The organism is Kitasatospora sp. NPDC088134 (genome assembly GCF_044741705.1).
GTDB lineage: Bacteria > Actinomycetota > Actinomycetes > Streptomycetales > Streptomycetaceae > Kitasatospora.
The window spans coordinates 122528-139682 of the sequence record NZ_JBIUTD010000007.1 but is presented as its reverse complement, the minus strand read 5'-3'; the positions used below and the strand labels follow the sequence as shown (position 1 = coordinate 139682).

Annotated in this window: 13 protein-coding genes, 1 tRNA gene and 2 pseudogenes; 7 read left to right on the top strand and 9 right to left on the bottom strand. The window is 74.5% G+C overall.

Annotated elements, in window-relative coordinates:
* Positions 1 to 46 precede the first annotated feature (46 nt).
* Positions 47 to 235: pseudogene (locus ACIOHG_RS14110) on the bottom strand (FAD-dependent oxidoreductase); the annotation flags it as partial.
* Positions 236 to 421: 186 nt separating this feature from the next.
* A complete protein-coding gene (locus ACIOHG_RS14105) occupies positions 422 to 2023 on the bottom strand; it encodes a hypothetical protein (protein ID WP_400949557.1) in 1602 nt (533 codons plus the stop codon).
* Positions 2024 to 2153: 130 nt separating this feature from the next.
* Here ACIOHG_RS14105 and ACIOHG_RS14100 point away from each other — a divergent pair, with 130 nt between their 5' ends.
* Complete coding sequence (locus ACIOHG_RS14100) at positions 2154 to 3206, top strand: ADP-ribosylglycohydrolase family protein (RefSeq protein WP_400949555.1); 1053 nt, start codon at positions 2154 to 2156, stop codon at positions 3204 to 3206.
* 86 nt (positions 3207 to 3292) lie between these two features.
* Here the strand turns inward: ACIOHG_RS14100 and ACIOHG_RS14095 are convergent, their stop codons facing one another.
* Entirely contained in the window at positions 3293 to 5653 is a 2361-nt protein-coding gene (locus ACIOHG_RS14095) for a hypothetical protein (protein ID WP_400949553.1), read from the bottom strand.
* A 328-nt stretch (positions 5654 to 5981) separates the two neighbouring features.
* Here ACIOHG_RS14095 and ACIOHG_RS14090 point away from each other — a divergent pair, with 328 nt between their 5' ends.
* On the top strand, positions 5982 to 6290 hold the full coding sequence (locus ACIOHG_RS14090; protein WP_400949551.1) for a hypothetical protein: 309 nt from the start codon (positions 5982 to 5984) through the stop codon (positions 6288 to 6290).
* Positions 6291 to 6567: 277 nt separating this feature from the next.
* Complete coding sequence (locus tag ACIOHG_RS14085; RefSeq protein WP_400949548.1) at positions 6568 to 7251, top strand: DUF6928 family protein; 684 nt, start codon at positions 6568 to 6570, stop codon at positions 7249 to 7251.
* 188 nt (positions 7252 to 7439) lie between these two features.
* On the opposite strand, the pseudogene ACIOHG_RS14080 reads toward ACIOHG_RS14085, so the two are convergent.
* The 3 genes and pseudogenes from ACIOHG_RS14080 to ACIOHG_RS14070 all read right to left on the bottom strand — a co-directional run.
* Positions 7440 to 7784 (bottom strand): annotated as a pseudogene (locus ACIOHG_RS14080) (transposase); the annotation flags it as partial.
* Positions 7781 to 8320 carry a winged helix-turn-helix domain-containing protein gene (locus tag ACIOHG_RS14075; RefSeq protein ID WP_400949546.1) on the bottom strand — a complete coding sequence of 180 codons (540 nt, stop codon included), beginning with the start codon at positions 8318 to 8320 and terminating at the stop codon, positions 7781 to 7783. The pseudogene ACIOHG_RS14080 and the gene ACIOHG_RS14075, both read right to left, overlap by 4 nt.
* A 346-nt stretch (positions 8321 to 8666) precedes the next feature.
* A tRNA-Leu gene (locus tag ACIOHG_RS14070) sits at positions 8667 to 8754 on the bottom strand.
* A gap of 282 nt (positions 8755 to 9036) precedes the next feature.
* Here ACIOHG_RS14070 and ACIOHG_RS14065 point away from each other — a divergent pair.
* From ACIOHG_RS14065 to ACIOHG_RS14055, 3 genes are all read left to right on the top strand, one after another.
* Positions 9037 to 10359, top strand: a complete 1323-nt coding sequence (locus ACIOHG_RS14065) for a M20/M25/M40 family metallo-hydrolase (RefSeq protein ID WP_400949544.1) — start codon at positions 9037 to 9039, stop codon at positions 10357 to 10359.
* A 254-nt stretch (positions 10360 to 10613) separates the two neighbouring features.
* Complete coding sequence (locus ACIOHG_RS14060; RefSeq protein WP_400949541.1) at positions 10614 to 10856, top strand: chaplin; 243 nt, start codon at positions 10614 to 10616, stop codon at positions 10854 to 10856.
* Between the two features lie 343 nt (positions 10857 to 11199).
* Entirely contained in the window at positions 11200 to 12105 is a 906-nt protein-coding gene (locus ACIOHG_RS14055; RefSeq protein ID WP_400949538.1) for a chaplin, read from the top strand.
* A gap of 212 nt (positions 12106 to 12317) precedes the next feature.
* Here ACIOHG_RS14055 and ACIOHG_RS14050 read toward each other — a convergent pair whose 3' ends face one another.
* The gene (locus ACIOHG_RS14050) at positions 12318 to 12527 is read right to left on the bottom strand and encodes a DUF5703 family protein (RefSeq protein ID WP_400718336.1); all 210 of its coding nucleotides are present in this window, start codon (positions 12525 to 12527) and stop codon (positions 12318 to 12320) included.
* A gap of 423 nt (positions 12528 to 12950) precedes the next feature.
* Here ACIOHG_RS14050 and ACIOHG_RS14045 point away from each other — a divergent pair, with 423 nt between their 5' ends.
* Positions 12951 to 13553, top strand: coding sequence for a hypothetical protein (locus tag ACIOHG_RS14045; protein WP_400949537.1), 603 nt, complete (start codon positions 12951 to 12953; stop codon positions 13551 to 13553).
* Positions 13554 to 13771: 218 nt separating this feature from the next.
* Here the strand turns inward: ACIOHG_RS14045 and ACIOHG_RS14040 are convergent, their stop codons facing one another.
* Complete coding sequence (locus ACIOHG_RS14040; RefSeq protein WP_400949534.1) at positions 13772 to 15931, bottom strand: helix-hairpin-helix domain-containing protein; 2160 nt, start codon at positions 15929 to 15931, stop codon at positions 13772 to 13774.
* A 31-nt stretch (positions 15932 to 15962) separates the two neighbouring features.
* On the bottom strand, positions 15963 to 16946 hold the full coding sequence (locus ACIOHG_RS14035) for an aldo/keto reductase (RefSeq protein ID WP_400949533.1): 984 nt from the start codon (positions 16944 to 16946) through the stop codon (positions 15963 to 15965).
* Positions 16947 to 17155: the final 209 nt, after the last annotated feature.

Genomic DNA, 17155 nt, shown 5'->3' with positions numbered 1-17155 from the left:
TCAGCCCGCTCCCGGCCTCATCGGCCCGCCCCGCCAGCTGGACGGCCGCCTCCACCCCGGAAGCGATCGCCCCGGCGATCCAGGCGTGGTAGCGGGGCTGGCCGTGGTCCCCGGCGAAGAACAGCCGCCCGTCCACGGGGGAGGCCACGTGCGGGCCCGGCGAGAGCAGTTGGCCCGGCGTCTCCACCACGGCCTCGCCGAGCGCCCAGCGGTTGCGCAGCCAGGACTGCGAGACGTGCCGGTGCGGCGGCCGTCATCGCGCTGCCCGGGCCGAGCAGCAGTCCGCATCGAGCGGCAGTCCACGTCGAGAGACCACCCGCCCATCCTCGAACGGGCGCCCCCGTGTCCGCCCTGGCTTGCCCACGGACGGCCCGGCTCCCACCGGCACGGATGGCATGGGAAGCACACCTGGTGGCGCGCGTCACCGATGGCGGCCCCACCGCGCGGCGAACGGCGCGGCAGACTCGAACAGCGCCAGGTCCGGACGGGGCCGCCCGTGGAACGTCGCGGCGAGCAGCGCACCGAGCAGCAGCCCGACCGCGGTGGCCGCCAGCGCGATGCCGAAGGCCGTCCCGGACGCCGCCCACCAGGAGCGGATGCCGCCCTCGCCCCAGGCGGCGAACGGCGCGGCGGCCAGCAGCCCCGCCAGGACGCCGTACCCGGCGATCAGCAGCCCGGGCGCGACCCCGGTGCCACGGACCGTCCGGTCCCGGGGCAGCACGGCCAGGGCCGTCAGCGCCAGCGACACCAGCACGGCCACGGGCCGGTCGGCGCCCCGGTTCGACACCCCGGGCAGGCCGTGGGCGAGCAGCGCGGTGCTCAGCGGCAGCCAGGCCAGCACCGCGAGCTGACGCCGGATCAGCGGCCCGACCGGCCGCCACCGCTCGCCCGGCCGGGAGCGGAAGACCCGCAGGCCGGCCAGCGCCGCGAACGCCCCCGCACAGCCGACAGCCCACATCGCCGGTATCCCCGCCGCCACCCCGGGATCGGCCTCCACGGGGAGCGGGGCGAGATCGTCCGGCAGCTCCGACCGGCTCCACCGCCCGTCGGGGGAGCGGACCAGCACGGTGCCCCAGTAGTGGTCCGGGGACTCCGCCAAGACGTTGTGCCCGCCGCCCGGCGCGTCCGCCAGCACCAGCCGGGACGGGCGCGCGGGCTCCGGCGGCCCGGACGTCGTCGTCCACTCCGGCGGCCGGGGCGCGGACTCGTCGACCCGCCAGGTCCGCCCGCGGTCCGCGCTGACCTCCACCGGCCGGTCCTCGTCCGTCCTGCGGAAGCACGGCCCGTCCGGTTCCGGCAGGCAGACGCCCTGCTCGGCGGGCGGGGCCGGGTCCGCCGGGACCGCCCACCGGTCGTTGCCGGCGGCGGCCGCCCAGTGCAGCCCGCCGTCGGGCGTGGTCCACCGGTGGTGGAGCCGGATCATGACCGGCTTCCCGTCCTCGGTCCGCAGCACCGGCTGTCGGCCGGCGATCTCCGCCGCGCCCGGCGTGTCCGCCACCAGCGCGGCCACCGCCAGCGGCACCGCCAGCACGCCCCACAGCCGCCGCAGTCGCCGCAGCACGTCCCGCAGTCGCCGTCCGGACGGCCACCGCAGCCGCCGCCCGGACGGCCACCGCAGCGACCGGTCCCGCCACAGCCACCAGGAGACGGCCAGTGCGGGCAGCGCCAGCAGATCGCTCCGGTCGGCGACCGTCCGACCCACCGCGAAACCCGTCAACGAGCAGGCCCGGGAGACCAGTTCGGCCCCGGCCCCGGACGATTTGGCGACCGTGAACACCAGCCCCGCCAGCACCGACCCGACCACCGCCGGACCGTCCCCGCGCAGCCGCGGCAGCACCAGCGCCGCCAGCAGCCCGCACAGCGGCGGCGCCACCACCAGCCAGGCCGCATCGCTCAGCTTCCCCGTCACCGGGCCGGGCCAACCCGGCTTCCCCACCCGGTCGTTGACCACCATCACCAGCACCGCCAGCACCGTCCCCGGATGCCCGGCCCACCGCAGTGCCGCCCCCACCGTCGTCCGCATAGGAACCAGTGTGCCGATCACTCGTCACGCCCCGGCCACGGCGCAGTCACACCCGGCGCACGCCCGCCGCGCCCCGCCCCGTAAGGTGCCCGCAGGGACGAACGACCGCACCGCCGGGGGAGACCGCGCCATGACCACCTACCGGGAACGGCTGCGCGGCTGCCTGCTCGGCGGCGCGCTCGGCGACATGCTCGGCAACCCGATCGAGATGCGCTCCATGGTCACCGTCGAGGCCGAGCACGGACCGGACGGCATCACCGGCCCCGTCCCCGACCGGCACGGCGTCACCGGGCGGATCACCGACGACACCCAGCTGACCCTGTTCACCGTCGAGGCCCTGCTGGACGCCCGCCGCACCGGCCACCCCGAGGCCCGCGCCCTGGACGCCTACCTCCGCTGGCACGACACCCAGCGCCACGCCACCCCGCCCCCGCCCGACGGCCACCCCCACCGCACCGGCCGCCTGCGCACCGAACCCTGGCTGTACGCCCGCCGCGCCCCCGGCCGGGCCTGCGAGTACGGCGTCCTCGAACGCCACCTCCCCGACCCGCGCACCCCCGTCGACGGCCGCCCCGGACCGGTCAACCCCGACGCCAAGGGCTGCGGCGCCCTCGTCCGCTCCGCCCCGTTCGGCTTCCCCACCCTGCTCCCGGCCGGCGCCGACGACCGCCACGCCTTCGAACTCGCCGTCCGCTGCGCCACCATCACCCACGGCCACCCCACCGGCTACTACCCGGCCGGCGCCCTCGCGGTGATCGTCCGCCACCTGCTGGCCGGCCGCCCCCTCCCCGACGCCGTCCGGTCCTCCCTCGCCCTGCTCGCCCGGTACCCCGGCCACCGGGACACCGGCACCGCGATCCGCGCCGCCCTTGCCCTCGCCGCCGACGGCCCCGCCGACTCCCACCGCGTCGAACGCCTCGGCGGCGGCTGGACCGCCGAGGAGACCCTCGCCATCGCCCTCTACGCCGCCCTCGCCGAGACGCCCGCCGGCCGCGCCACCCGCACCCCCGTCGAAGCGGCCCTCCTCCTCGCCGTCAACCACTCCGGCGACAGCGACTCCACCGGCGCCGTCTGCGGCAACCTCCTCGGCGCCCTGCACGGCGAAGCCGCCCTCCCCGCCCCCTGGCTCGCCCTGCTCGAAGGCCGCACCGCCCTCACCGCCCTCGCCGACGAAGCAGCCTGACACCCCGCCGGCGCTCCGGGCCCCGCCGTCCCCGCCCGGCCGCGCCCCGCGCAGGGTATGACCCGGCGCGGGGCGCGGCCGGTGCCTCAGCCCGCGGCCGGGCCGTCCAGGTCGAGGCCGAGGACGCCCGTCCGGGTCGCGGCGCAGATCCGGCCCCCGTCGGTGACGGTCAGGGCGAGCACCGGGGCCCCCAGGCGCGGGCGGACCAGCGCGGGGTGTTCACCCCAGCGGGCGGTGCGCAGTTCGCCGTCGGCCCAGGCCGCGGCGGCCATCAGGCCCTGCGGGGTCGAGGCGAGGGCGACGGCGGTGACGGGGGCCGGGTGGCCGAACAGCGGTTCCGGCGGGGTCTCCTGGCCGGGCGTCCAGGTGCGGACCCCGCCGTCGGGGCCGCCCGCGATCACCAGCAGGGCACCGGCGTGCCGGACCACGTCCACCGCCGTCACGGGGCCGCCGACCCACGGGCCGGGGGAGGGGACCGTCGCGCCGTCGCCCTCCCGCAGGTGGAGCCGCCCGCCCGCGTCGCCGAGCACCAGCACCCCGGGCTCGCCGCCGCGCGCGGCGATCGCGGTGACGCCCCCGCCGGGCACCTCCGGCAGCGGGGCCGGACCGCCGGACGGCACGTCCTCGGCGCCCGGCGGCCGGACCGACTCCACCGCGCCGCCGGGCAGCACCAGGTGCAGGGTGCCGTCGGGGCCGGTGGCCAGGCCGACCGGCTCGGACGCGGCCGGGAGCGGACCGGCACTGCGCCCGCGCCCGCTCCCCGCGTCCAGCGTCCCGAGCTCCCCACCGGCCACCATGGTCAGCCCGGACTCGGACAGCGGACCGTTCTCCCGGACGGCGAAGTCCACCAGGCCGGTCGGCGGGACGAAGGACCAACGGGAGTGCCACGCCTGGCCGGTGAGACCCGCGAGCCGGTCGGCGAGCGGCCGGTCCGCGTCCGCCAGCCAGGCGTGCAGCACCTCGGCCCGGAGCTCCGGAGCGGTCCCGGCGGCCCCGACCACCGCCCCGGCCGCCCACCACGCCCGGCGCAACGCGGCCAGTCCGGCCGGTCCGGCCCCGTCATCCTCCGCACTGCTCGCCGGGTCGTCCGCCCGTGCCAGGGCCAGCTCGACGGCCGACGGGTCGGCGTGCACCAGGACGGCGGGATCGCCCAGCAACTCCTCGGCGGAGTTCCCGGTCCGGACGGCGTGCCGCAGCAGCAGGCCGAGGCGGGCGGCGTCGGCGGGGCCCGGCCGTTCGGGGAGCAGGTTCTGACACAGGCTCAGGTGGTCCATGCCCCACTCGTCCAGGCGGGCGCCGAAGTCCCGGGGCCAGATCCGGTACCGGCCCCGCCCGTCCGGCGGCAGCAGCCGGCCCGTCGCGTCCTTCACGGCACCCGGCCCGCCGCCGCCGGGCAGTTCCGCCCAGACGTCCGGTTCGAGGCCGCCGCCGATGGAGGCCAGCGCGATCATCGGCGCGCGCTCCCAGCCGGACAGGCCCGCCCACCAGAGCGCCGCCAGCGCCTCGGCCCGCTCCGCGAGCGGGGCGTCCGGGACGAGGGCCGCCTCCAGGGCAGCAGCGGCCGCCGGGTCGGCGTCCGACCCGGGCACCGTGCGCGCCGCCAGCAGGGCCAGCGCGGGGGAGGGGAAGACCCCCGCCGGCAGCCGACGGCCCGTCAGCCCGGCGGCCCAGTCCGCGAACGCCACCGGGTCGGTCCACTCCGGCCGGTCCAGGTCGAGGACGGCGGCGGGCAGGTCGGTCAGCTGCTCGGCGGACTCCACCACGATCCGCAGCCACGGCACGGCGAGCAGCGGGCGCAGCACCTCGGCGGCGATCCGCCCGGCCGCGTCCGGCAGCAGCCCGTCACCGCTGGCCCGGTCCAGATCGGTGACCACCAGCACCCGGGGAACGCCGTCGGCCAGCGCCGCCACCAGGTCGTCCGGGGTGGCCGCCACCACGCCGAGCAGCGCCGCCAGCCGCCGCACGAAACCCTCGGGCGTCGCCTCGACGGGGTCCAGCAGCGCGTGCACCCGGCGCCCGGCCCGCGGATGGTCGGACGGGCAGGCGGCGGCCAGCCAGCGCAGCAGGTGCGAGCGGCCGGAGCCGCTGGACCCGGCGATCCGGCACAGCCGCGGCGCCCGGGCGTCGTCCAGCCAGCCCAGCAGCGCCAGCCCGGCCGGATGCCGCCCCGCCCGCAACGGCGGCAGCGCCACCGCCCCGGCGACCTCCGCCCCCTCGCCCACGTGCGCGCCGTACCGCGGATTCGGCCGGAACCGCGGCGGCCCGCCGTACGCGTCGACCCGCCACCCGCCCAGCACCGCCTCCGGCGGCACCGGCCCGGCCCCGTCACCACCGCCCGGGTCCGACCGGAACACCCAACCCCCTTGCCGGGCAGCGAGGTTCCGCTCCTCCTCGGTGATCTCCGGCACCACCGCCACCGGACGCCCCGCCGTCTCCCCGTTCGACACTCTCCGACCTCCCCCTGCTCGCTCCGCCGTACTTCCACCATCGTCGCGGTCCCGCCCCGCGGAACCGACGCCCCGTCAATCCCCTGCCTCCACCAGCACAACAGCGCAACGATAGTGGAAACCCGAAAACCGTCGGCCTGCGATCCATCCACTGCATCCGTGGACAGCGCCGGCGAAAATTCGAGGACACCCACCTCCGTCACGACCGGAACCACCGAGTCCTGCCTCCCGGCCGGCGAGAAGGGCCTACCTTGGTCCGGAACAGACGGAGAACCAAAGGGGAACCGAACCGTGCCCGTCGAAGTGGAACGCCCGCCCGGTGGCGGCCATGGGTGAGAACACCACGTCGAACGAGCCCCCGACGGACGGGGAGTTGCGCGCCCTGCGGGCGAAGGCAGGCGAACTCGCCGAGCAGTTAAGGGTGTTGACGGGCGAGCGGCCGTCGATCATCTGGACGCCCGGCGGCGCGGTCCGGGTGTCCGTACGAGTCCGCGGGGTGCACAACTGCGCCCTGGTGACGGCCGTACTGGGCGTCCTCTCCCGAGCCGACCGGTTCGGGCACCGCAAGACGCAGGGCTGGGAGTACCTCTGGCTCGAAGTCGGCGGAGCACCCGCGGCCGACGAGGATTGGCAGTGAGCCCGCCCGCCGCCCACCGCTCACGCGACCGGCCCCGTCGGTGCCCGGGAACGCAAAAGACCCCAGATCAACTGGGGTCTTGGCCGGTGGGTCGTTCAAAAGTTCCGTTGACCAGCGGCGATGGGACGTTGAGGGGGAGTCGGTTCCTGCGGAGACCATGATCACTACTGAACTTGAACTCGTGATGTCGGCCTGGGCATCGGTGGACTGCTGGTCGTCTGCCGGAGGTAATCGGTAGCCTCCCGGCGGGACTTCACACAGACCGAGGACGGGGAGCATGGGAGCGAAGACCGCGGTGCTGGCCTATGCAGACGATGCGATTACCAACCTGCTCCAAGGCGCGTCAAAGGGCGAGATCGACGGGGCTGTGGCACTGGCTACTCGGGTTCGCCCCGGTCACCGCATCGACGCGGACAACGAAGAGGCTTGGGAACTGGCGGACGCGCTCTACCCGCCCGAGGGGACCGTCTGCGCGCTGTCGGCGCCGGGCCTCGACCTGGTCTGCGACCAGGAGGTCATGCTCGACCGGCCCTCGGAACTGCCGCAGCACCTGGTAGCGGCCAGCCAGGGCCGACGCCTCTATCTCCACGCCATGCACAGCGTCGTCGACTGGCTGGCCTTCGCAGTCTGGGACGACGGCAAACTCGTACGCTCACTGAGCCTGTCCCCGGACAACGGCATCATCGAGGACATCGGTGAACGGTTCCCGTTCGAGCTGCCGTACTGGGAAGGCCGGCACCCGGTGGAGCCCTATCCGCCCTTCGAGGACGAGGAGCCGTACCCGCTGCCCTTCCATCCGCTGGAGCTGGGCGAGCGAGCTCTGCTGGAGTTCTTCGGCTTCTATGTCGAAGGCTTCTCCGGCGAGGACGATGACACCCCCGAGCCGATCGTGGACATCTGGGACGTTGAACTGCATGGCTTCCGCGTGACAGCGGCGTCGCAGGACGAGGCCACGGCCTGAGCCACATACTCCTGAAGGCTCAGCCCAGTGGCACCCAGGCAGCCGTCAACCACCGTCGGCCGGTACTGGAGCGTCTTCAGTCGGCGCTTCACCGCTCGGGTGATCTCTGCGAGGTTGGCCGCGGCGAGGTTGCCGATGTCGCGCTTGACCAGCGACCAGATCCCTTCGGTGGGATTGAGGTCAGGAGCATAGGTCGGCAACTGGAACACCGTGAGCCACTCGGAGTTCGCTTCGATGAACTCGCGCAGGGGTTTCGTCAGGTGCATCCGGACGTTGTCCCAGACCAGCACGATCGGCCCACCGAGCTGGATGCGGGCCCGGATGATCAGGCCTCGGAAGTCGCGCCAGCCGAAGCCCTTCGGCTGGTCTTTGCATCCGGTGTGCTCCCGGACCGCGTAGAACAGCCGCGATTGCTGGCCCGGCTTGTAGCAGGTCATTCCGACCATCGACACCCGCCCGGAGCCCCGGCCACGCACCCTGACGACCGGCGTGCAGCCCCGGCGCCCCCAAGCCCTCGCTCGCGGCGGAGTCAGCGACTGCCCGGCCTCGTCCTCGAAGACCAGCCAGGCCCCGCGCTCTGCCGCGACGGTCTTACCCGCGGCCAGGTTTCCTTCTTCCCCACCTCCACAGCCGTGTCATCGCGCTCGATCGCCTGCCGGGCCGGCTGCTGCCAGCTCCAGCCGTGCCGCTTCAGCAGCCGCCAAGTGCCCTCGACCGTGTAGGAGACGTGGAACAACCGACCGATCATGGTCTTGATCCGTGCCAGGGTCCACCGCTGGTCTGCCCAGCCGTGGGCCAGCAGACCACGCTCCAACTCCCTTTCCAGCCTGACGATCTGGGCTTCACTGAGCCGAAGTCTTCCCGGTGATCCCTTCGACAGCAACCCGGCCTCGCCGCTCTCGCGCCAGGCCCGGCGCCACCGCTCGATCGACCGCTCGCTGACCCGCAGCGCGGTCGCGATCTCCGAGCTCTTCTGTCCCGCCTCGAAGCGCTCCACAGCCTGGAGCCGTAACCGCTCCCGTCCCGCTCTCTCGGCGTCGGTCAGCCCTCCACCTTGCGCATACCGCACGCTCCCAGGGATACCGGTGGCGAATACCGACTGCCAGGCACATGGCACCGACATCACCCAATCAAGTTCAGTAGCGTCAGCAAGGTGACAAACGATCTGGAGGCAGGGGAGAACCCGGTGAAGGTGTCCGCCAACGTCCGGCACCACTCACCGGGCTACACGATGAGCCGGTACGGGCACAGCCGTAAGGACGGGGCCCGGAGTCTGGCGGCGAACACGTCGAGCCGGACGGGTCTCGCGGCTCTGGTCCAGAGCAACATCATTTCTGTGGGTCACGCGGTGGGTCATGCAACCCCAGCACGGCGCCCGGAAAACAGAAAAACCCCAGATGGACTGGGGTCTTAGCTGGTGTCCGAGGGGGGACTTGAACCCCCACGCCCGATAAAGGGCACTAGCACCTCAAGCTAGCGCGTCTGCCATTCCGCCACCCGGACGGGGTGTCGTCCGCGCGGTGTGTTCCCCGTGCTGACATGGACAACAGTAGCAAAGATCGCCTGGCAGACCCAAAACCGGGGGTCGTGGGGCGGGACGGGCTTCGAAAGCGGGTGGCGGCGGGCGGGGGTAAGGAGTGTCGGGGGGATATGCCCTTGGGGCCGGACGGGTGCTGGGGGAGGATGGCGGGACGACGCCCGCGGCCCCGGCCGGGTCGGGGCGGCGCGGGCCGCAGCCGCGCCGGGGCGGGCAGACACGAGCTGGGCAGACACGAGGTGGGAGCGATGAGTGTGGGCAGCGAGCGCACGGTGACGGCCGAGTCGGAGGTCGCCGAGATCTGCCGGGACCTGATCCGCATCGACACCAGCAACTACGGCGACGGCTCCGGCCCCGGCGAGCGGAAGGCGGCCGAGTACGTCGCCGAGCAACTCGCCGAGTTCGGCCTGGAACCGCAGATCTTCGAGTCGGCGAAGGGCCGCGCCTCGACCGTGGTCCGGATCGAGGGCGAGGACCGGTCCCGTCCGGGCCTGCTGATCCACGGCCACACCGACGTGGTGCCGGCCAACGCCGACGACTGGACGGTGCACCCGTTCTCGGGCGAGATCACCGACGGCTGCGTGTGGGGCCGCGGCGCCGTCGACATGAAGGACATGGACGCGATGACCCTCGCGGTGGTCCGCGACCGGCTCCGCACCGGCCGCAAGCCCCCGCGCGACCTGGTGCTCGCGTTCCTCGCCGACGAGGAGGCCGGCGGCACCTACGGCGCCCGGTTCCTGGTCGACCAGCACCCCGACCTGTTCGAGGGCGTCACCGAGGCGATCGGCGAGGTCGGCGGCTTCTCCTTCACCGTCAACGACCAGGCCCGGCTGTACCTGGTCGAGACGGCGGAGAAGGGCATGCACTGGATGCGCCTGACCGTCGAGGGCCGGGCCGGCCACGGTTCGATGGAGAACGACGACAACGCCATCACCGAGCTGTGCGAGGCGGTGGCCCGCCTCGGCCGGCACCAGTTCCCGCTGCGCATCACCAAGACCGTCCGGGCCTTCCTGGACGAGCTGTCCGACGCGCTCGGCGTGCCGCTCGACCCCGAGAACATGGACGAGACGCTGCGCGTGCTCGGCGGCATCGCCAAGATGATCGGCACCACCCTGCGCAACACCGCCCAGCCCACCATGCTCGGCGCCGGCTACAAGGTGAACGTGATCCCCGGCCAGGCCACCGCACACGTGGACGGCCGCTTCCTGCCCGGCTACGAGGAGGAGTTCCTGGCCGAGCTGGACAGCGTCCTCGGCCCGCGCGTCAAGCGCGAGAGCCTGCACCACGACAAGGCGATCGAGACCAGCTTCGACGGCGCCCTGGTCGAGGCGATGCAGACCGCGCTGCGCGCCGAGGACCCGATCGCCCGGGCCGTCCCCTACTGCCTGTCCGGCGGCACCGACGCCAAGTCCTTCCAGGACCTGGGCATCCGCTGCTTCGGCTTCGCCCCGCTCCAGCTCCCGCCGGACCTGGACTTCGCCGGCATGTTCCACGGCGTGGACGAGCGGGTGCCGGTGGACGGCCTGAAGTTCGGCGTCCGGGTGCTGGACCGGTTCATCGACCTGGCCTGAGCCCCCGTCCGCCCCGCACGCCCAGCCCCGGCGGCCGGTCCTACTAATCGGTCGAGCATCAGAACTGAGCAGCATCAGAGCATCAGAGCTGAGCAGTATCAGAAATTATCGACATCTGGAATGGCGATCATCTGTTCGTTCGATCGCTTCAACGGGTGAATGCAGCCCCGGCACCGTATCCCGGTCGCCGGGGCTTCGTTCTTCCGTGTGCAGCCCGGGGGAACGGGCTGGAAACGATCAGGAGGAACAGTCAGATGAAGGCCAAGAAGCTTGCCGCCGTCGTCGCCGCCACCGGCGGTCTGGTGCTCGCGGGTGCGGGTGTCGCCTCGGCGCACGGCGGGGCGCACGCCGACGGTGCCGCGACCAACTCCCCGGGCGTGCTCTCGGGCAACCTGATCCAGGTGCCGGTGCACATCCCGGTCAACGTCTGCGGCAACACCATCAGCGTGATCGGCCTGCTCAACCCGGCGTTCGGCAACAGCTGCCAGAACGGCTGAGCCGGCCCCGTCCTTGACGGACGGGGGCCGCGTCGAACACCGAACTCCCGCCCCCGGGCGGCCTCCTGGGCCGCCCGGGGGCGGATTCGTTTTCGGGGTCCCGCTGGACGCGGCCGCCCCGATCGGGTGAAAGGAGCTGTTCCCGGGTTACTGGACACCTCACTCGATCGGATGAACCGACTGCGGATGGCTCAACCATCACCGATAGGGGTCGTTGAAGTAATGCCTCCGCCGTGGCGGTGAGCAATTCCGACTATCGGATCGGCAAGCGTTTCCGGAGGTCGGAGTGCGAGAACTCCAAAAAATTCAGTCAGACCATCGGATGAGAAACCAAGGGGAGTCAATGCGACAGGTCGCCAGGAAGGGCCTCCTCACGGCCATGGCCACCGGCAGCGTGCTGGCCTCGACCGCGGGGTACGCCCACGCCGTCGCCGACGCGCACGGCGCCGCGACGAACTCGCCCGGCGTAGGGTCCGGGAACGCGGTGCAGGTCCCCGTGAACATCCCGGTGAACGCCTGCGGCAACACGATCAATGTGATCGGCCTGCTCAACCCGGCGTACGGCAACGACTGCTCCAACGTCAGCACGCACAGCACCGGCACCGGCAGGTCCGGCTCCACCGGGTCCGGCAGCTCCGGCTCCACCGGCTCGGGTTCCACCGGTTCGGGTTCCACCGGCTCCGGCGGCACCCGGTCGGGCGGCACCGACTCGGGCGGCACCGGCACCGGCAGCTCCGGCTCCGGCGCGAGCGGCACGACCGCGAACTCGCCCGGCGTCCTCTCCGGCAACCAGGTGCAGGCGCCGATCAGCGCCCCGGTCAACGCCTGCGGCAACTCGGCGAACGTGGCGGGCGTCGGCAACCCGGCCTTCGGCAACGAGTGCGGCAACGTCCAGGCGCCGCCGCCGCAGCAGCCGCCGGCCCCGCCGGTCACCCCGCCCGGTGACGACTGCCCGCCGCCCACCGACGACTGCCCGCCCGAGACCGGCGGCGAGCACGGCGGCACCCCGGGCACGCCCAGCACCCCGGGCACGGACCGCAACGGCGGCCAGAACGGCGAGCAGCCCACCCCGCCGTCCACCCCGAGCACGCCCCCGGCCGTGGTCCAGGCCCGGGCCGCGATGCCGGCCGAGGCGCAGCTGGCCCACACCGGCGCCTCCGCGCTGGAGGTGCTGGCCCCGGCCGGTGCCCTGCTGCTGCTCGGCGGCGGCGTGCTGTACCGCCGCTCGCGGTCCCTCGCCCGGCGCTGAGGCCCCGGGCACCGGCCCGACCCCGGGGCCCCGGCGCGGCCGCGCAACCGCGCCCCGGAGGCGCAGCGCGGCCGCGCACCACGGACGCCCGCGCCCGGGACCCCCACCACCGTGCGGTGGCGGGACGGTCCCGGGCGCGGGCGTCCGCGCGGATGAAGAGCGGATGAAGAGCCGCCCGTCTGCGGCGAGGGGCTACGAGGGGTTACGAGGTGCTACCAGGTGGGGCGGACCTGCCGGATCACGCGTCGCTTCAGCCGGACGGTACGGCTCCCGTCCGGGTAGAGCCGGAGCCGGTCGAGCTCCCAGTGGCCGTACTCGGCCTGCTCGGTGAGGAACTGGCGCGCGGCGTTGCGGGTGGTGCCGCGCGGAAGGCGAAGCGACTGGTACTCGTACTCCGGAAGCCGGACCGTTTTGGTAGGGATCAAGGCGTCTCCTCCGCTGCTGTGCTGCCTGCAAGCCTACGGCGCGTCCCCGAGCGGCGGCCGGTTCGGGTACGCCCGACACGACGGACGGTCCGAGCCTCGCCCCGCTCGGAGCTGATCGTCAATCAGTTTTCCCTCGCCACCAGGGATACCCGCGCCGCACCCCGCCGACGCACCAGAAGGGCGGCGGAGCATCGAAGCGAGGTCGAAGCAAGGTCGAAGAGGGGTCGCGGCGGAGTCGCGGCGGAGTCGAGGACGGTCGGAGAACGGTCGACGGAGGGCCCGGCTCCGGAACGGTGCGGACCGAAAACGCGGGCACAGATGCACGCGGAACGGACATCGGGGGTGAACTTGCCCGGATTTAACGGCCGTAGGTGACAACCCCTGTGCGTGTCGTCGCCGGGTGGGGATAGCGTCTGCACCATGTCTGATGCCGCGCAGCTGACCATCACCGAGGTACGGGCCGCCGCAGAGGCGGTCAAGGCCGCCATCGACCGCCACCTGCAGGCTGTCTCCAGCTCCACCGAACCCGGCGATCCGGTCGTCGTCCACGCGTACGAGGAGCTCGCGGCGGCCGCCATCGCCTACGACCAGATCCTCTACGAGGTCTACGACGAGGTCACCCCGTTCGAGATCCCGGGCGACGAGGGCGGGGCCGGCTACCAGGGCCCCGAGCAGCCCGAGGCGATCAGCGTGCTGATCCGCCGCGACTACCTGATCGCCGACCCGAAGCGCCTGCGCGCCCAGGCCGAGCGGGTCGACGAGTCGCTGACCCCGGGCGGGGGCGGGGAGGGCGAGGTGACGGCCGCGCTGGGCGTGCTGTTCGGCGAGTTCGAGCCGGACGAGATCGCCGCCCGCGCCGAGGAGTTCGGCCTGGAGGAGGGCGACTCCACGCTGTGGGTGTCCGCCACCGAACCGGCCGAGCCCGGCGAATGGCTGCCCGAGCCCTTCGACGGCACCGACCCGGAGCTGCTGATCTGCCGCTTCGACGTCAGCGAGGTCTACGACGACGAGCTCGACGACTGAGGCGGGCGGGGTGGGCAGGTCGGGAGGCCCGGCGGCCCGCCCCCGTGACCCGACCCGACGACGCGAACACAGTGGACGCAGCGAACGCAGCGAAAACACAGCGGACACAGCGGACACAGCGGACGCACGAGGGCCCGGCCGGTGCACAGGCACCCGCCGGGCCCTTCCGCTTCCTCACAGCACTCGTCACAGCACTCGTACGCGCTACTGGTCGGCCGCTACTGGTCGGCGAGGACCGAGCGCAGCCGGGTGGTCCGGGGCTGGGCGGGCCGCTCGGTGACGGCCTGGGCGAGTGCCGGGCCGACCGCGTGCACCACCGAGAGGTGCCGCTCCGCCCGGCCGAACGCCGAGTACACCCACTGGCGGCTCAGCCGGGCCGCCGCGTCCTCCGGCAGCACCACCACCACGGCGGGCCAGCGCCGGCCCACCGCCTGGTGCGCGGTCACCGCCCAGCCGTGGCGCAGCTTGGCGGTCTGCGCGGGCGTCAGGGTGAGCCGCCCGCCGTCGGCGAGCTCCAGGTGCAGGCCGCGCGCGTCGCCGTCCAGCACCCGCCCGGGCAGGTTCACGCCGAGCGCGGGGGAGTGCACCACCCGGTCGCCCGGGTCGAAGCCGCCGAACCGGCCCGGGCCGGGGTTCAGCTTCGCCTTGGCGGCGGCGTTCAGCGCCCGCGTCCCGGCCGGGCCGCCGTGGCCCGGGGTCAGCAGTACCGTCTGCTCGGACGGGATGGACAGGGCGCGCGGGATCGAGTCGGTGAGCAGTTGGACGGCCCGGTGGACGGCCTCGCCGCCCTCCTTGGCGGTGAGGATCACCACCTCCTTGTCGGGGGCGTCCACCGGCTGCAGCTCGCCGATGCCGATGCCGGACACCAGCTCGCCGATCGGCCCGAAGTCGGGGGTGCGGGAGGCCACGGCGGGGCAGGGCTTCGCAGCCAGCAGGTCGGCGAAGAACCGGCCCGGACCGGCCGACCAGAGGCCGTGCGGGTCGCCGGACAGCACCAGCCGGGCCCCGTCCGGCAGCGCCTCCAGCAGCGTCGCCGCGGTCTCCACGTCCAGCAGCGGGGCGTCCAGCACCACCAGCACGTCCAGCGCGAGGGTGCCGTCCACGGCGCGCGGCACGTCCGCGCCGCCCAGCAGGTCGGCCAGCGTGCCGATCCGCCCGGCGGCGGGGGAGTCCGCGGGCAGCAGCGCGGCCAGTGCGTCCCGGCCCTGGCCCGTCCAGGTCGCCGCCCGGACCCGCAGGCCCAGCCCGGCGACGGCGTGCAGCAGCGCGGCCGGCTCGGCCCGGGCCGCCTCGCCGCCGGTGTGCAGCACCAGCCCGGAGCCGGCCACCGCCCGGACCAGCTCCTGCGCGGACCGCGGCGCCGCGGCCGCGGCCTCCTCCCAGGCCGCCGGGCCGGGCTGGGCGGGGGCGTCGGGAGCCGACGCGGCGTCAGCCTCCTCCTCCGGCTCCTCCAACTGCCCAGGGACGAAGGTCGACAGCAGGCGGACCAGGCCCTCGCCCAGGCTCTCCTCGGCCAGTGCCAGACGCTCCAGCGCCAGCAGGGTGCGGACCGGCGGCTCCTCGTCCTCGTCGTGGCTGCCGGGCGGCATCGGCAGCTCCTCCTGGAACGGCATCACCCGCCCGTCCTCCAGCACCGCCTGCAGCGCGGCCTCCGCGTCCGGCACCCGCTGGGCGCGCAGCGCCGCGGCGACCTCGCCGAGCTCCTGCGCCGAGTGCCCGTGCAGCGCGGCCTGCTCCAGCAGCCAGGCGACCAGCGCCTGCGCGCGGCGCGGATCGTCCGGCCGGGCGGCGGGGCCCAGCAGGCCCTTGGCGAAACCGTCCGCGTGCTCGGGGCGCACCCCGGGGAGCGCGAGCACCGCCCACGGGTCCTCCCGCAGTTCCTCGGCCGCGCCCTCGCCGAACTCGGCCAGCGCGGCCTCCGCCAGCTCGGCGGGCGCCCCGCCGGCGGCCAGCACCTCGGCGACGGCGGCCAGCGCGGCCCGGCGCTGCGCGTCGTCGAGCGGGACGGCGGCGGGCGCGGCGGGACGGCGGACCACCCGCTCGACCGGCGCCCCGTCGGCCGACGGCCCGTCAGTCACCGGTTCGTCGGCCGCCGGTTCGTCGATCACCGGCTCCGCAACGGCTGTTGCGCTGTCGTCGGACGGCTCGTCGTCGACCGGGAGGTCGGCGTCGCGCGGGGGCCGGGGCGGGGCGACGATGTCGTTCGCGTTGATCGCGCCGATCGCCTTGGCGAGCGCGGCCACCGCGGCGGCACGCTCCGCACCGGTGGGCGGCGTGCCGGCGGTCGGCGCTTCGGCGGTCGGCGCTTCGGCGGACGAGGCGTCGGCGGACGGCGCTTCGGCGCGCTGCTCGGCCGGGCTCTCCTCGGGGGTGGTCATCGCGGGAAGGCTCCTTCAGCGGGCGGGACGGTCACAGCTCCGTCCAGCCCTGGTCCGGGTAGCGGTGCACCGGGGCCGACACGTCGTCCAGGGCAGCGCGGATCTCACCCGGAAGCGTAAGGGCCTCGACCGACAGCGCCGACTGCAACTGGGCGGCGGTGCGGGCCCCCAGCAGCGCCGCCGACACGCCCGGGCGGTCGCGCACCCAGGCGAGCGCCACCTTCAGGGGGGTGGAGGCCAGGCCGTCGGCGGCGGTGGCCAGCGCGTCGACGATCCGGCGGGAGCCCTCGCCGAGGTACGGCTGCACCGAACCGGCCAGGTGCGGGTGCGGGGAGGCGCCGCGCGACTCCGGCGGCACCCCGTGCCGGTACTTGCCGGTCAGCACGCCCCGGCCGAGCGGCGAGCAGGCCAGCAGGCCGACCCCGGCGTCCACGGCGGCGGGCAGCGCCTCGCGCTCGATGCCGCGCTGCAGCAGCGAGTACTCCAGCTGCACCGAGGCCAGCGGGGCGCTGCCGGGCGAGATCCGCTGGTGGGCGGCGGCCTTGGCGAGCTGCCAGCCGCTGTAGTGGCAGACGCCCGCGTACCTGGCCCGGCCGGAGGAGACCGCCAGGTCGAGGGCGTGCAGGGTCTCCTCGGCGGGGGTGGCCGGGTCGTACGCGTGCACCTGCCACAGGTCGACGTGGTCGGTGCCGAGCCGGCGCAGCGAGGCGTCCAGGGCGGTCAGCAGGTGGCCGCGGGAGGCGTCGGGGCGGCGGGTGCCGGGCAGCGAGCCCGCCTTGGAGGCGATCACCAGCTCGGCGCGCGGGACCAGACCGTCCGTCAGCCGGGACAGCAGGTACTCGGCGCCGCCGTCGGCGTACACGTCCGCGGTGTCCACCAGGTTGCCGCCGGCGTCCACGAACGCCTTCAACTGCTCGGCGGCGTCCTGCTCGTCGGTGTCCCGGCCCCAGGTGAGGGTGCCCAGGCCGAACCGGGAGACCCGCAGTCCGGTCCGGCCGAGCTGTCGCAGTTCCATCTGGCCCTCCGTCAACGTGCTGTGCCAAAGGGGGATGGCGCAGGTCGGGGGCGCTGTCCCCCACGAGCAGTGAGGGTAGCGGCGAAACCCCTCCGGGCCCGGGACGACCCGCGCGGAGGACGCTCCCGCGCGCCGCGCCCCGGTCGGCCGGATGTGACCCGCACCATCACTACCGCTCAGTAGCATGGCTCCGGCCGGACGGCTACGCT